The following is a 15078-nucleotide window of genomic DNA, read 5'->3' as shown; positions in this document are numbered from 1 at the left end:
CAAACCAGCGCATACAAAAATCAAACGTAAGGGAGCATTCGACACGCAGGATTTCGTTGGTTTGTTTGATGTTCGTTTTCCTGGAAATACTCACGTTCATTTCCATTACACCTGATCTGAGGCAGTCATTTTTGGATGCTGCCGATACCAGGTCAATAGCTGCTCTGAGCGAAAGTGAAGCAAAAATAACGATTTGGATCCAGATACAATGAATTGAGAACAATCAACCGGTGGATAATCGATTGAAAACGCAAGAACGCCAAAAACCAGTCCGACCAAAAACCCTTCCATTTGGCGCTGCTGTTTTCTTTCGACGAAATATTCCCTGCTTTGGATTACCCCTGTCGGGCATCCGAAAAAAAATACTAACTTTAAGTACTGTCGGTTGGGTATTACTGTCCGGATGTATTTCTATTGGTAGATAAACCGTTGCGAACGCTTCGGTTTTAACGAACCAAAACAGTTTTTGTACGTGATATTTTCCGATAGAAAGAGGTTCTTGCTGGCGATCGGCAAAACGCTTTTTTATGGCAAACCGAAATGAAAAACCACCAAAACGGAAACCGAATCATGAAAACAGCAATTTTACTCCTTACTTTTCTGGGTGTCGCCCACCTGTCAATCGGGCAACAAGCCGAAACCGAAACGGCATCCGACAGCCTGATGGTCACCATCTTTATGAAACACCACCAGGACAAAAACATCGAGGAATTACGGGAAATTCGAAACAACAATGGCTTTCTGGAAAACTTTCCTCCCCCTTCTGCCAAAGTGGTGAATTGGTATGTGATGATGGGTATCGGACAGGTGGTTACCGTCAAAATACCCGCCAGCGAATTGCGAAACCTGAATATCTCCGTGGAAAAAAGTGTATGGGGTGCCTTTTCCACCGAATTTTATCCCACTTACGATCTGTACCCGCACATTCTGGAAGAAAAGAAGAAACTGAAACCAACGCGTGAAAAATAAAATCTGCCTGGTAACAGGCGCCAATACGGGAATTGGATTGGCCACAGCCAAAGCGCTTGGAGAAATGGGTGCACGGGTCGTTGTCTCCTGCCGCAGCGAGGAAAAAGCCAGGGAAACATTGGACGCCATTCGCAGGGAGTTTCCCCATGCAGACCTGGACTATGCCCTGGCCGATTTGAGCTCCCAGCAGGAGATTCGCAATATGGCGGCCCGCTTGAAAAAAAAATACACCAAATTGGATGTGTTGATCAACAACGCCGGGGCCTGGTTTTCGAATTTTTCCCGGACTCCGGACGGTTTTGAGCGGCAATGGGCAATCAACCACCTGGCTCCCTTTTTACTGACGCATTGCTTGCTACCCCTGCTGCTACAATCGGACGATCCCCGGATAATTACCGTTAGTTCGGATTCGCATTTTCATGGAAAACTACATTTTGACGACGTAAACCTCCGCCAAAACTACCACGGGCTACGTGCCTACGCTCAATCCAAGCTGGCCAATGTATTGTTTACCCGGGAATTTGACCGAAGAAAAACCCATCCAAAGCTTTCCAGCTATGCAGTGCAGCCGGGTTTGGTCAAAACGGATATCGGGCTCAAACACACCCTTAGCTGGCACGGCTTTGCCTGGAAAATTCGGCGCCTTACGGGTAAATCACCCGAGAAAGGGGCCGAAACATCGATTTACCTGGCGCAGTCCCCTGAAGTGAAGGGAATTTCCGGCGCCTACTGGGACAATTGCCGGCAAAAAAATCCGAGTAAAAAAGCGCTATCCCCCCAGGACGCATCCCGATTGTGGGAACTAAGCGAAGAAATGTGTGGCATCACCTCCTACTTTTAATTAATGATTGCGGTACACCCGAAACAGGCGCTCCAATAGCCGCATCTTGAGGGAGGTTGGCACCAGCTTCATCAGCCGGACCAGTGCCTGGTTGACCCTGCCGGGAACCACCACGGCTTTTCCGCGAAACAATCCTTTGAGTGCCAAATCCGCTACTTCTTCCGGGCTGCACATGACCCACCTGGCCCGTTTTCCATGGGCATTTGCCCGCATTAGGGCTTCCGGATTGGTTAGGACCGGTCCGGGGCAAACAACCGTGACCGAAACCGGTCCCGGTTGCTGTTCCTCCCGCAAGGCTAGCGAAAATGCGTAGACAAAATTCTTGGAACCAGTATAAACCGCTTTGTAGGGCAAAGGTAACGTCGCCTCCATGCTGCTCATGTTAAGTACATAGGCCCGCTCCTGTGCTTGCAAAAGTGGAAGGAACCGGTGACACAGGGAGACCATGGCCTTGTTGTTCAGGTCGATGATTTGCAGGTATTTTTCCAAAGGAATGTTTTCAAACAACCCTCCCGCTCCCATGCCGGCATTGTTGATAAGTATATCGATGGCTAGTTTCTTTTCCTCACAAAACCGAACCAACCGTTGGGCGGCGTCTGCTTGCGTTAAATCGACGGGAAAAATCAACACGGATACGGAAAATACCGCCAGCAATTCCCGTTGCACCTCTTCCAACTGACCATCCGGGAAGGCAACCAACAGCAGATTTCGGCCTTTTCGGGCACAGGCACCTGCAAAAGCCTTTCCAATGCCCATACTGGCACCGGTGATTAACGTGTAGGGAGTATGTTGTTGCGCCTGCATCCTGTTTTGTTCTTCGACTTGTGTACACTGAAAACCGCTAAAAATAAGTCATGACCGCTGTAAATCGAGTCAGCTGCTCAACGCTATCCCGGCAGAAAAGCCTGAGCTTATTGTGGGGTGGACAAGTATATATCGACCAGCGCATCGTTCCAATCGCTGCTCCCCGGCCCATAGGCCTCCAAATCGACCCCGTATGCACGTTCCAAATCCGTAGCCCAGATTTCTTCCCAGGTGTTTACCGCACAGCAAAACTGCCAGCCGGGTAGTATTTTCGTTGCCGTGTTTATCTCCAAAAGATACGAATAGTTGGGGGAACCCTGTCGTCATTGGCCCAACCTTTTTGCAACTAATCCGGCGAAATTCAACCAGTGGCTCCTTTGATCCCAACCAAATGAAAGAATACGGTATGTAGGGACGCGGGAGGAGCTGTTAGATCCATTGCCTAGTAGGGGTCCCCTGGAATTACCACTGCCCCTGGGGAATTAGCTGCCGCTCCATGGGGAACTAATTCATCGCTTTTCTTACCTTTATGGCCCATGCAAAACAACGATATTTTACGAAGCCTGCGGTATACCTTTGATTTTGGCGATGACCAGATGATTCGGATTTTTGGACTTGGCGGCCTGGAAACCACGCGTGCAGAAGTCAGTAACTGGTTGAAAAAAGACGACGACGAAGCCTTTAATCCTCTGGGAGATTTTAAGTTAGCCGCTTTTTTAAATGGGTTGATTACCTACAAACGAGGTGCAAAAGAAGGAGCCGTTCCACTTCCCGAAAACCGGCTGACCAATAACCAAATCCTGCGAAAGCTAAAGATCGCTCTGGAACTGACCGACGAGGAACAGCTGAAAATCCTGGAATTGGCCGGACGGATCATCAGCAAACACGAGTTGAGTGCATTTTACAGGAAACCGGAACAAAAGCAATACCGGCTTTGCAAAGACCAAATCCTGCGTAATTTTCTTCAGGGCATGCGGCAGTACTACCGGGAAGGAACCAACGAATCGGATACCTGATCGCTGTTGATTTTCCCTAACGAGGCTTCGCGGATCCCGTTGCGCTTTTGGGATATAGACGGGGTTTTTCCAGCGGTCTTCGAACCTCCCTAGGATCCATTAAAAAACGATTTTACCGGGACAAATAATACGGCTTCTTTCTACCTCCTTTTGACGGCTTGACACGACTCATCGGTATCCCATTGATAGCGAATCAAATACTTTCGCGCCCACCCAATATATTTGGTTTTTAGAAAATAAAGCAGTAGTCTTGTCTTGAAAAGGCCTTTTGTAGCATCATTGCTTCCGAAATGGCACCTTTCCAATTTTTACTGTACTTGTTCAATTCATCATTAAACACATAAACCAATCATGTCAAAAAAAGTTGTAACCCTTGGAGAAGTAATGCTTCGTCTTTCTACACCTGACTTCAAACGTTTTGTGCAGTCAGACACCTTTGATATTACTTATGGAGGAGGGGAAGCCAATGTAGCGGGCGCACTTTGCAATTATGGCCTGGAAGGGACCTTTGTTACGAAGGTGCCAGATAACCCCATTGGTCAGTCTGCCATCAATCATTTGAGAAGGTATGGGGTGGATACCCAGTTTATTGCCAAAGGTGGAAAACGCCTGGGTATATACTTTTTGGAAACCGGTGCATCGATGCGTGCTTCCCAAGTGGTGTACGACCGGGCCGATGCGTCCATCGCTGAGGCAGAAATCGCTGATTTTGATTTTGATAAAATATTTGAAAATGCCGTTTGGTTTCATACCACCGGCATCACGCCTGCTCTCAGCGATAAAGCAGCGGCCCTGACTGAAGCTGCACTCAAGGCAGCCAAAGCAAAAGGCGTGACGACCAGCATCGACCTAAACTACCGAAAGAAATTGTGGAGTAAGGAAAAAGCCCGGGAAGTAATGACACGTCTTTGCCAGTACGTGGATGTTTGTATCGGCAATGAGGAAGACGCCGAAACCACCCTTGGCTTCAAAAGTAAGGAAACCGATGTGACCAAAGGAGAACTCAATCTGGACGGATACAAGGACGTGTTCAAGCAGATGAAGGAGAAATTTGGATTTCAATACATCGCTTCTACCCTTCGCGAAAGTTACAGCGCCTCCGATAATGGCTGGAGCGCTTTGGTATACGACGGGACCGAATTTTACCATTCCAAAAAGTACGACGTGCGCATCGTAGACCGCGTCGGCGGCGGGGATTCTTTTGCCAGCGGTTTTATCTATGGCCTGGTAGAAAAAATGTCCATGAAAGACGCCTGTGAGTTTGCGGTAGCGGCTTCGGCGCTGAAGCATACCATCCCGGGTGACATGAACCACGCCACCCTGGCTGAAGTCAAGGTCCTGATGGGCGGAGATGCCAGCGGAAGGGTTCAGCGTTAATCCAGGAAACCATGATACTTGACACCCTCGCCAATAGCAAAAAATACCATTCCGTGCATCCGTTGTTTGCAGCGGCATTCGACTACCTATCCAAACAGGACCTGTCCTCCCTGGAAGACGGGAAGTATGCGATAGATGGAGATAAACTGGTAGCTGCGGTTTTTACCAAACCGGCTAAAACTGCGGAAGAAGCCAACGAAAAATTCGAGTGCCACGACCGGCATATCGACATACAGGTTTGCATCAGCGGAAAGGAATCCATCGGTTGGAAACCCAGAGAAAAATGTACCCAACCGAAAGGATCCTACAATCCGGAAAAAGACGTGTCCTTTTATGCGGATGCGCCGGAAATGTACTTCGGAATGGAACCGGGGCAGTTTGTCATCCTTTTTCCGGAGGACGTACATTCGCCCATGATAGGCGAAGGTGCGCTGAAAAAAATGGTGATAAAAGTATTGATTTAAAGTCGGGTTGGTCACAGCAACCCTTCATTCATTTCCTTCCCGATCAGTTGCTGACCCGGGATGAGTTAATTCTAAAACGATGAGCAAAAAAGACACAATCTTACATAAGATACCCGAACAAGCACTACTTCCCCTGTATTTTGACAAAGACGAAACCGTCAGCCTGGAAGTGCTTAAGGCCTTGTATGGTGCCGGTATTCGCATGGTGGAATACACCAATCGTGGCGAGGCAGCCCTTTCCAATTTCAAAAAAATGGTGGCCTTGCGCGACAGCGACATGAAGGACCTGTTGCTGGGGATTGGCACGATCAAAAACAAGGAAATGGCGGAAACCTATATCGAAGCAGGTGCGGATTTTATCATCTGCCCGGGTCTCGTCGAAGAAGTGGCGGAAGTGGCAGACGCGAACGACATGCTTTGGATACCCGGATGCATGACACCCTCGGAAATCATAAAAGCCGAAAACATGGGAGCCAAAATGATCAAATTGTTTCCCGGAGACATGCTCGGCCCCGGTTTCATGTCCGCAATCAAATCGCTTTTTCCCAACCTGCTGTTCATGCCTACCGGCGGTGTTTCCCTGGACCGGGAAAACATCAAGTCCTGGTTTGACGCAGGTGTATGTGCCGTAGGCATGGGAAGTAAGTTGGTAAGTAAGCCTCTGTTGCAAGCGAAGGACTATGCCCAGATTCAGGAAATGACCAAAAAGGCCCTGGAAATCGTCCACGAAATAAAGGGCTAAGGCCTGATAGTGAATACCTGATCAACCAGCTAGCCGCAGCAAACAGCGCGACTGGCTGGTTTTTTTAATTCCCGGCCGGTAACATGTTTCTGATTCCGGAGATCTTCCAATTTCCTTTCACTTTTACCGCAATAAAGGTGCTCCACATTTTTCGTTCGGTACCGTTTTCGCCGTTGATAATGTAGCGAGCGTCTGCGAGCGCACATTTTTCGTCCAAATACCTGACCCGCTCTACCTTTAAAACCCGGTCTCCGGGATTTGCCCGGGAGCTGCCGCCCATGCCTTTGATGGCGGCTGCTTTGCCGTACCGCCACTCTCCAGTGGAAACCAACTGATCCACATCATCCGTCAATATGCTCGCCAGAAGCACGGTGTCGACCCGGTCCCTGGCATCTGCATACATACCAACCAGGTCAATAATGGCCTTTCCATCTTCGATGGTTTGTCCACGAAGACCGTTGGAAAAAAAGCCCGCAAACAAAACGACACCCATGATTCCTATTCTGTTCATAATTCACTGTAGGTTTTCCTAAAGATACTAAAATTTGATGGAACCGGAATGCAGCGCCCGCCCTGCTAGTCAATTAGCGCGCTATGTGAAAAAAAGAGGGATGAATCCACGCTATAACCCAATCATTTTTTTACCCCATCGGTACCCACTCCAGCATAAAACAAAGCACAGGAAATTTCGTTTATACACCATGGTTCAGTTTCTCCGCGTCACCGTTTTCTTCGTACTTCAATTAGTCGCCTGCGGCATTCCCGTATTCGGTCAGGATGCGAGTCCCTACAGCTACACCAGCGCTAGTCGGGACGGGACCGGGAAATGGTACATGGGTCGGGAAATCTCACAAATCATGGGATTTCACGGCATGGCCTGGTTGGAAAGACCCGAACGGTCAGAGGAGGAAAACACCGATTTGGCCATAAAAAACCTGCCACTGACTGCCAATTCCGTGGTCGCGGACATCGGGGCGGGCTCGGGTTTCTATACCTTCCGGATCGCCAAAAAAGTGACAGAGGGAACTGTCTATGCGGTAGAAATTCAGCAAGAAGCGATCGATTTTCTGCAAAAAAAAGCGGACAATTTGGGCATGAAGCAGGTTGTCCCGGTGGTCGGGTCGGATAAATCGCCAAATCTGCCCGAAGGAGCGCTGGACCTTATCTTGATGGTGGATGTGTACCACGAGTTGGCATTTCCTCAAGAAATGCTGCAAAACATGCGCAAAGCGCTCAAGCCCACAGGTAAGTTGGTATTGATCGAATACCGGGGCGAAGATCCGGCTGTTGCCATCAAGCCCCTACACAAGATGACGGTAAGGCAGGTGAAGAAAGAGCTCGGTGCGAATGGGTTTACCCTGGAGAAGAATGGTCAGTTTTTAAACATTCAGCATTTTCTGGTTTTTGAAAAAGAACGGTGAGCTACCTTCTCAATTCCGGCGCCAGTTCACACCGCTGATCACGTAAAAGGGATGATATTGCTTCCTGATCCCAGGTTTGCTTGATTTTTTGCAACATGGTCCCATACTCTTTTTTATAACTTTTCCGTTTGATCGCTTCGACAAATCGCCGAACGTCCGTCCGGGTTTCGAGTAGCAAGGGGGGCACCGGAGTAGGCTTATCATCCTCCCCTTTTGCGACCATGGTAAAGTAACAGGTATTGGTGTGTTTTACCACGCCGGTTTTTACATTTTCGGAAATCACTTTGATGCCGATGATCATGGAACTAGTGCCCACATGATTTACCGATGCCTTTAAAGAAACCAACTCCCCTACTTCTACCGGCTGGAGAAAGTCTACCGTATCTACCGAAACCGTGACGCAATAGGCCCCGGAATGCTTACTAGCGGCAGCATAGGCTACTTTATCCATCAGCGAAAGCAAAATGCCTCCATGTATTTTTCCTCCGAAATTTGCATACGAGGGGATCATTAACTCGGTCATGGTGACCCGGGAAAAATTAGCTGGCTTTGCAGGAAGGAGTGCAGTCATTGAAAAGGATAGGTATACATCAACATACATCGTAAAGGCCGTTAAAGATAGGTAAGATTTTTATAAATTTATACGGAAGAAACCCATATCCCCATGCCGAAAGCAGAAGAACCGGATTTTGCCTATCAAAACCATTCCTATGCAGATTACCTGAAATGGGATCTGGATGAAAGGATCGAGCTGATCAAAGGCCGGATTTTTAAACTATCACCCGGACCCAACAGGCTGCATCAAAAAATCTCCGGATACCTTTTTTATGCTTTTTTCAATCACCTTAAAAACAAGCCCTGTGAAACTTATGCTGCGCCGTTTGATGTGCGATTGCCCCGGCATTCAAAAAAAATGAGGAGATATATACGGTAGTCCAACCCGATAGTTGTGTCATTTGCGACCCGTTTAAGATGGACGATGCCGGATGTGTTGGCGCCCCGGATTTGATCATAGAAATACTTTCTCCTGGAAACAATCGAAAAGAACTGGCCAACAAATACGAAGTTTACGAGGAATCTGGTGTAAAGGAATACTGGATCATTCACCCCATTGAACAAACGATTTTGATTTATTCCCTGATCAATGGGAAATTTCATCCCTCCCGGCTTTTTACTTCAGGGGATGCGGTAGAATCCAACGTAATTAAGGGGTTTCAATTGAATCTTGAATCATTTTTTAAAGACATGGACTAATGTCTTTCCCGGCCCTATTTTTTTACCTGTAACTCATAAATGTAATAACACTGGTAATCCTTTTCCTCCTCATGTATTTCGGCCTGGTCTGCATAATGCAGGTACCGGTTATCGCCAAGTCCTAATTTAAGCAGCCCGGGTTTATCCCATAGAACTGGTTGGCCCATTTGCCTGCCTTCCATGATGGGGTAATAGTAGGTTTTTCTGCTTGCCATAACGGCTGCGAGCTCTTCCCGGCTAAGTCCTGCCCTGTTTTGTTCAGGATCTATACCCGTTTTGTATTCAACAATAAATGTATTGCCCTGACCGGCCATATGGGTAAAGCTTCCACCCAGAGAAATGTCTTTTCCAAAAGCACTTCTTCCTGCTTCTTCCATGGGCAGGCGGGAAAGCTGGTCCGGTTGCTGCCTATCCAGTGTAATCTTGTTGACCAACGACAAATTTTCGTCAAATTGAAAAAGGATGGAATCGGCAGGAAGGATTAGGGACATTACTTCCGAAAGCATATCAGAAAAAAACACGGGTTTATCCTTTCGGGGATAAAAATAACCCTGTTTGAAAATGCTACTATCGTCTATTTTTCCCCCTTTCACCACGGAACCGTCTACTGGATTTACCAAATGAAAATAATTCAGGGTATCGAAATAATCTATGGGATATTTATCCAATAACCGGTCACTGAGATTGGCAATGCCATGGGGAATAGAATTGATTTTGAATGCATTGAAATTATCCAGCGGACCATGAATCATCCGGACCATGGTTTCTTGTTCAAAGGGAAATTTCCGTAGCTGCTGCAGGTCTAAATCATAGATAAAAATTTCCTGATCGCTGACAAACATGAGTTCATTCCCTACAAAACCGGCACGGTGAAGCACCATTCCAAAGGCATTGGGCCCTTCACTCAACACTTCCTCTGCCAGGACCTCCCCATTTTTATGCATACTAAAATACCTGCCTTCTACCCCCTGGGTTACCATCAAAAAGATCTCTTCCCCGGGATGGTAATCCAAAATTCGCAACGTTTGTAATTCGTCAAATACCAGGGAATCCACCAGGACAAACTCCATTTCTGGTAAGTCATTATTCCCGTTTTGCGGGGAATTACAGGACCATACGATTAGGAAAATTAAAATAGTGTAGCTAAGAAACCGGTAAATCATCGCGTTTTTTTTAAAACTACTAAATTAAATGGATACTGACAACTATTTTTTTAAAATATACAATCCGCTACCTAATTCAATATTCATCTGATAATTAAAAGGTTGCACCTGTCAGGTTTCATCTACCGACGTTTACTACTGGGTGGATACCAACCAAAACGGGACAGGTTTACGGATTTAAACCAATTCGCCAGGCGAACGAACCAACAATGGAAAAATTGATAATTTCCAAGTGAAAATCACGCTTCCTTTTTATATTGTAAATCAAAATCAATAGCATACGCCCAAGACCCTATTAAAACCCATGTACCGCATCCCCATTTTTCTTTTTCTTCTGCTATCCTCTTGTTCGTCCGTATATTCCCAACAAATCTTCAGTCCCAAAGACGGGGATCGGATTGTTTATCTGGGCAATTCGCTGATGGAGAACGAACAACAGTATGGATTTCTGGAATACCTGATTACCAGCCATCATCCGGAAAAGCAGCTCTCCTTTCGAAATTTGGGCTGGTCCGGGGATACGGTTTTTGGCGATGCCCGAAGCTATTATACCAGTCCTCCCGGACCCTTTGAATTACTCATCCAACAAATCCGGGACGTGCAACCCAATTGGGTAATTCTGGCCTATGGGGGGATCGAAGCGCAATCCGGCGAAAAAGGACTCCCCGCTTTTGCCGAAGGACTACAACGCTTGTTGGACTCCCTGGATCAGTTGAATACCCGGGTAATCCTACTTTCTGCCCTGCCCCATCGTGCAGCTGGTACCGACAACCTGTTGGGCGAGAGGAACGCCTCGCTGCGCCTATACAACGAGCAAATGGCTCAACTGGAAGACCAGGATAAGGTGTTTTTTGTGAATGTCTTTGATGCATTTAATTCTCCGGAATCAATCGACTGCTGGGAATCCAACGGCATCCACCTCAATGAAAAGGGGTATCACCAACTCGCCCAGCTTATCGTTTCTGCCATCCATTCTCCCGTTTTGGAGCAAGAACTCGTACTGGATATTTCCAGCAATTCGGTCCTCGGCGGGGATTCTCTAATCGGCCTGGAATCGGATCGAAAAGCCGGAACGGTTTCGTTTACCCGAGTTCCAAACCAACTCCGCCTGCCGCTGGAGAAAAACCAAATCCAGGTAAAGGGACTGGCAAAGGGGATGTATACGTTGACCATTGACGGTGAATTGGTTGCCGTAGGCAGCCACAAGCAGTTCGCGGCTGGCCTGGCCCTGGAACAGGGTCCGGAAGTTGCCCAAGGCCGCGAGCTATTGGAACGAATCCGGGAAAAGGACCGGATCTATTTCCAAAAATACCGCCCGCAAAACCGCACCTATATCATTGGATTCCGGAAGTACGAGCAAGGAAGACACAAAGAAGGTCTGGATGCCCTCGATACATTGATCTATTGGCTGGAGGAGAAAATAAACCTGGGAAAGAAGCCGGTCCGTCAACAGTACCGAATTCAACCCGTCTCCGGCGACTAAGACGTATTTATTTAGTAACAAAATCGTATCACAGATTGTGGAAATAACCTATCAACAAGTGACCCCATACAGAACATTCGCTATACGCAGCCTTGTGTTGGCAATTTTTATCCTATTTTCTGCAACAAGCCTGCGGGGTCAAAATGCCTTGCGAGACATTCCAGACCCAGACCCGGAGGTGCAATTGCGCATGTTTCAAATTGCAGCTGGTTTTGAGGTAAACCTCTTTGCTTCTGACCCAATGGTGGTAAAACCCATCCAGATGAATTGGGATCAGGACGGCAGATTGTGGGTGGTCAGCAGTACGGTTTACCCCCACCTGAAACCCGGCGAAGTAGCCAATGACAAGATTCTCGTGTTGGAAGATAGCAATGGAGACGGAAAAGCCGACAAATCCACCGTCTTCGCGGAAGGCTTGATTACCCCAACCGGAATCCTTCCCGGCGACGGCGGGGTCTATGTAGCCAATTCCACGGAAGTCCTCCATTTAAAAGATACGGACGGTGATGGAAAAGCCGATGAACGGCAAACCATCCTAACGGGTTTTGGTACGGGAGATACCCACCATTTGATCCACACCTTTCGCTGGGGACCGGACGGACTCCTCTATTTTAACCAATCCATTTACATCTACAGCCACGTGGAAACTCCCTGGGGAGTCCGGCGGCTGGAAGGCGGAGGGGTCTGGCAGTACAATCCCAAAACCAAACAACTGGAAGTCTTCGCCCGGGGATTGATCAATCCCTGGGGACTGCAATTTGACCGCTGGGGTAATGCCCTGTTGACGGATGGGGCGGGAACCGAAGGCATCAACCATGCCTTCCAGGGAGCAACCTTCGTTACCGCCCCCGGAGCTGACCGCGTTTTAAGAGGCTTGAATCCTGGTCAACCCAAGCACAGTGGCCTGGATGTGGTGTCTGGATCCCACCTTCCGGATGATTGGCAAGAAAGCCTCATTACCAACGACTTCCGCGCAAACCGTATCAATCGTTTTGTACTGGAAGCGCAAGGAAGTGGATTTGTTTCCAAGCAAGCGCAGGATATCTTATGGACCGATCACATCGGATTCCGTCCCGTGGACATTCTCATGGGGCCCGACGGGGCCATCTATGTAGCAGATTGGTACAACCCCATCATTCAACATGGAGAGGTAGACTTTCACGATCCGCGAAGAGACCAGCAGCACGGCCGGATATGGAGAATCACGAAAAAAGACAGTCCTCTGGTGCCAAAACCCAAACTGCCCGAAATGGGAATTCCGGAACTGTTGGAAAACCTGAAAGCCTCGGAAAACTGGACCCGGCTTCAGTCAAAATTGGTGCTTCGGTCAAAACCTGAGGCAGAGGTGATACCGGCATTGGAAAAATGGCTGCTCACACTTTCCCCCAATGAAGCGGATTACGAACACCACCTTTTGGAAGCACTTTGGCTGTATCAGACCCTGGGAAGGGTGTCGGTCCCACACGTGGAAAAAGTACTGCAAGCAAACCATCCAGGCGCCCGGGCAGCCGCCCTACGGGTAGCCACCCATTGGAGAAACGAATTGCCTGACTACCAACAGTACCTGAACGAGGCCCTGCGTGATCCCGACCCAACCGTACGCCTGGCAGCCGTGGTAAGTTTACAAAACGAAACAGATGCAAACGCTGCCGTCATGGCTTTGACTGCGCTGGAACAGGAAGTAGATACCAACCTGGAATTTGCGCTATACACAACGGTCAAAGCCTTGCGTTCGGCCTGGCTTCCGGAGATTCTGGCAGATCCGGGGTATTTCGGGGACGATGCCAAAACCATTTTTGCCTTACAGACCGTTACCGATCCTCTGGCCATCGAACTGCTTGGACGCCTGTACGCAGACGACCAATTGCCGGAGAAGTTTCGGCCTCAGGTCATTCAGACCCTGGCCAGGTACGGTTCCGGGAAGGAATTGGCCATTTTGTTCAAGAAAAGCCAACAGCCGGAGCGCGCTACCAGCCAACGTGGACAGGAACTGGACGCCTTGATTTTGGCTGCCCGGGAACGGAACCTCCTTCCCGAAAGTGGGACGCAAGGGCTCCTTTCCCTGTTGGAATCCAGGGAAGAAGCATTGGTTACCAAAGCCCTTCTCCTGGTTGGATCCTGGAAAGGTGTCGAATACCGGGAAAAACTCGTGGAGCTGATTTATCAGGGAAGCGTACCCGTGAAAACTGCCGGTATGGAAGCGCTGGCCCAGCTGGAAGACGATGCCAGCAAACAAGTACTCAATACATTTGCAGGCAATACGGGTAATCAGGAGATTCAGCTGCTTGCACTTGCCCAACTTGCATCTAAACGGCCAGCTGAAGCCGTCCCAATGGCCGTGGCTGCCTGGAACCAGGGTATCCCGGAGGAAGCTGCCGGGGAACTATTCGGGGCCTTTATGAGGACCGAAGCGGGAACACGGGTTCTCACCGAAAACCTATCTACGAATACCATTCCGGCGACCATGGCCATGCAAGGTAGAAAAGTCATGCAACGCTACGTTCCCTGGTTCCGCAGAAACAGTGCTGAGGTGAAAAGCCTGGTGGTGGCCCTGGAAAAATCGGGCGGCGTCCTGCCACCTGAGCGCATGCCTCAGCGGTTGAACGAAAATCAGGTATACGCATTGGCCCAGGAGGTAAAAACCAAAGCTGACCCCGTCATTGGTGAGAGTATCTACCGTAGAAAATCGCTGATGTGTCAGAACTGCCATGCCCTCGGAGGAGCCGGAGGCCGGTTGGGTCCGGATTTGAGTTCGCTGGGAACCAGTTCCCCCATAGACAACATCATTCAATCCCTGTTGGATCCCTCCGAGTCGGTGAAAGAGGGCTACGAACTCCAAAAGGTAACCAAGACAGACGGCAGTCTGTTTATGGGCTACCTGGTGGGTGATGGTACGGATGAATTACGCATGCGTGACATGTCCGGGCAGGAAACCACCATCCCCAAAAATCAGGTTGCCAATCGGGAAAATGTACCGGGCTCCCTCATGCCCCCAGGCCTGACGGCAAGTTTGGAACAGGAAGAGTTTATCCACCTGGTTGGCTATTTGTCCAAATTGGGAAGTTCGGGAGATTTTCGGGTGACCAATGAAAAATTTGTTCGAAACTGGCACGCCGTCACGGATTCAGAAGCGGTTCAATCCCTTCTATCTGGGACCGTCGCAGCCGGCGAAACAGCAGCACCACTCGAAAAAGGAAGCATGGCTTTATACAGCATGGTCGGAGGCAGCCTTCCGCTGGAAGACATACCGGTATTGAAGGATGCTGAGGGCAGGGAAGTTGGACTGGTACAGTTTGAAGTCGAGGTCCTCCAGGAAGGTACCCTGACATTTGAGGTCAATTCTGGCAAGGCAGTCCGCGTACGGGTGGGAACAGAGGAGCTATCAATGGCGGATACCAAGGTGAGTACACGGGTAAGTCAGGGCACACACCTGGTACAGGTGGTCGTAGACCTTACCGATGCGGATCAGGAATTCCTTCGGATTCAGGTGCATGAGGAGGGGGACCAGCCCTCGCAAAACCGCTTGGTGATGGGAAATTGACCC

General features: G+C 48.9%; 14 protein-coding genes and 1 pseudogene. 10 read left to right on the top strand and 5 right to left on the bottom strand.

All coding sequences use genetic code 11. From position 1 onward, the window contains the following. The first annotated feature begins 570 nt into the window (after positions 1-570). Both GCU44_RS13450 and GCU44_RS13445 read left to right on the top strand, forming a co-directional pair. A complete protein-coding gene (locus GCU44_RS13450; RefSeq protein ID WP_241684948.1) occupies positions 571-969 on the top strand; it encodes a hypothetical protein in 399 nt (132 codons plus the stop codon). Next, positions 959-1810, top strand: a complete 852-nt coding sequence (locus GCU44_RS13445) for an SDR family oxidoreductase (protein WP_154856856.1) — start codon at positions 959-961, stop codon at positions 1808-1810. Before GCU44_RS13450 ends, GCU44_RS13445 begins: the two co-directional genes overlap by 11 nt. On the opposite strand, the gene GCU44_RS13440 is transcribed toward GCU44_RS13445, so the two are convergent. After that, on the bottom strand, positions 1811-2614 hold the full coding sequence (locus tag GCU44_RS13440) for an SDR family NAD(P)-dependent oxidoreductase (RefSeq protein WP_154856855.1): 804 nt from the start codon (positions 2612-2614) through the stop codon (positions 1811-1813). Positions 2615-2721: 107 nt separating this feature from the next. After that, complete coding sequence (locus GCU44_RS13435) at positions 2722-2907, bottom strand: hypothetical protein (protein ID WP_154856854.1); 186 nt, start codon at positions 2905-2907, stop codon at positions 2722-2724. Between the two features lie 243 nt (positions 2908-3150). On the opposite strand from GCU44_RS13435, the gene GCU44_RS13430 reads away from it, so the two are divergent. The 4 genes from GCU44_RS13430 (at position 3151) to GCU44_RS13415 (ending at position 6213) form a co-directional block, all read left to right on the top strand. Next, positions 3151-3630, top strand: coding sequence for a YehS family protein (locus GCU44_RS13430; RefSeq protein ID WP_154856853.1), 480 nt, complete (start codon positions 3151-3153; stop codon positions 3628-3630). Between the two features lie 351 nt (positions 3631-3981). Then, a complete protein-coding gene (locus GCU44_RS13425; protein WP_092169330.1) occupies positions 3982-5007 on the top strand; it encodes a sugar kinase in 1026 nt (341 codons plus the stop codon). Positions 5008-5018: 11 nt separating this feature from the next. Continuing rightward, positions 5019-5471 (top strand): YhcH/YjgK/YiaL family protein, encoded by a 453-nt coding sequence (locus GCU44_RS13420; RefSeq protein WP_154856852.1) that lies wholly within the window; start codon positions 5019-5021, stop codon positions 5469-5471. Positions 5472-5550: 79 nt separating this feature from the next. Next, on the top strand, positions 5551-6213 hold the full coding sequence (locus tag GCU44_RS13415; protein ID WP_092169324.1) for a bifunctional 4-hydroxy-2-oxoglutarate aldolase/2-dehydro-3-deoxy-phosphogluconate aldolase: 663 nt from the start codon (positions 5551-5553) through the stop codon (positions 6211-6213). Positions 6214-6277: 64 nt separating this feature from the next. Here the strand turns inward: GCU44_RS13415 and GCU44_RS13410 are convergent, their stop codons facing one another. Beyond that, a complete protein-coding gene (locus GCU44_RS13410; protein ID WP_154856851.1) occupies positions 6278-6724 on the bottom strand; it encodes a DUF4440 domain-containing protein in 447 nt (148 codons plus the stop codon). Between the two features lie 190 nt (positions 6725-6914). Between GCU44_RS13410 and GCU44_RS13405 the strand changes: the two genes are divergently transcribed. Beyond that, positions 6915-7634, top strand: coding sequence for a class I SAM-dependent methyltransferase (locus tag GCU44_RS13405; RefSeq protein WP_092170228.1), 720 nt, complete (start codon positions 6915-6917; stop codon positions 7632-7634). Position 7635: 1 nt separating this feature from the next. On the opposite strand, the gene GCU44_RS13400 is transcribed toward GCU44_RS13405, so the two are convergent. Then, positions 7636-8205, bottom strand: coding sequence for an acyl-CoA thioesterase (locus GCU44_RS13400; RefSeq protein ID WP_154856850.1), 570 nt, complete (start codon positions 8203-8205; stop codon positions 7636-7638). A gap of 93 nt (positions 8206-8298) precedes the next feature. Between GCU44_RS13400 and GCU44_RS13395 the strand changes: the two are divergent. Then, positions 8299-8888: pseudogene (locus GCU44_RS13395) on the top strand (Uma2 family endonuclease). A 14-nt stretch (positions 8889-8902) separates the two neighbouring features. Here the strand turns inward: GCU44_RS13395 and GCU44_RS13390 are convergent. Beyond that, positions 8903-9958, bottom strand: a complete 1056-nt coding sequence (locus tag GCU44_RS13390; protein ID WP_154856849.1) for a hypothetical protein — start codon at positions 9956-9958, stop codon at positions 8903-8905. A gap of 397 nt (positions 9959-10355) precedes the next feature. Here GCU44_RS13390 and GCU44_RS13385 point away from each other — a divergent pair, with 397 nt between their 5' ends. Further along, positions 10356-11534 carry an SGNH/GDSL hydrolase family protein gene (locus GCU44_RS13385; protein ID WP_154856848.1) on the top strand — a complete coding sequence of 393 codons (1179 nt, stop codon included), beginning with the start codon at positions 10356-10358 and terminating at the stop codon, positions 11532-11534. 58 nt (positions 11535-11592) lie between these two features. After that, positions 11593-15075 (top strand): PVC-type heme-binding CxxCH protein, encoded by a 3483-nt coding sequence (locus GCU44_RS13380; RefSeq protein ID WP_241684947.1) that lies wholly within the window; start codon positions 11593-11595, stop codon positions 15073-15075. The last annotated feature ends 3 nt before the right edge of the window (positions 15076-15078 follow it).

The sequence above is a fragment of the Cyclobacterium xiamenense genome, from assembly GCF_009467825.1.
In the GTDB taxonomy this organism is placed as follows: domain Bacteria; phylum Bacteroidota; class Bacteroidia; order Cytophagales; family Cyclobacteriaceae; genus Cyclobacterium; species Cyclobacterium xiamenense.
This window is presented reverse-complemented; position numbering and strand designations above follow the sequence as displayed.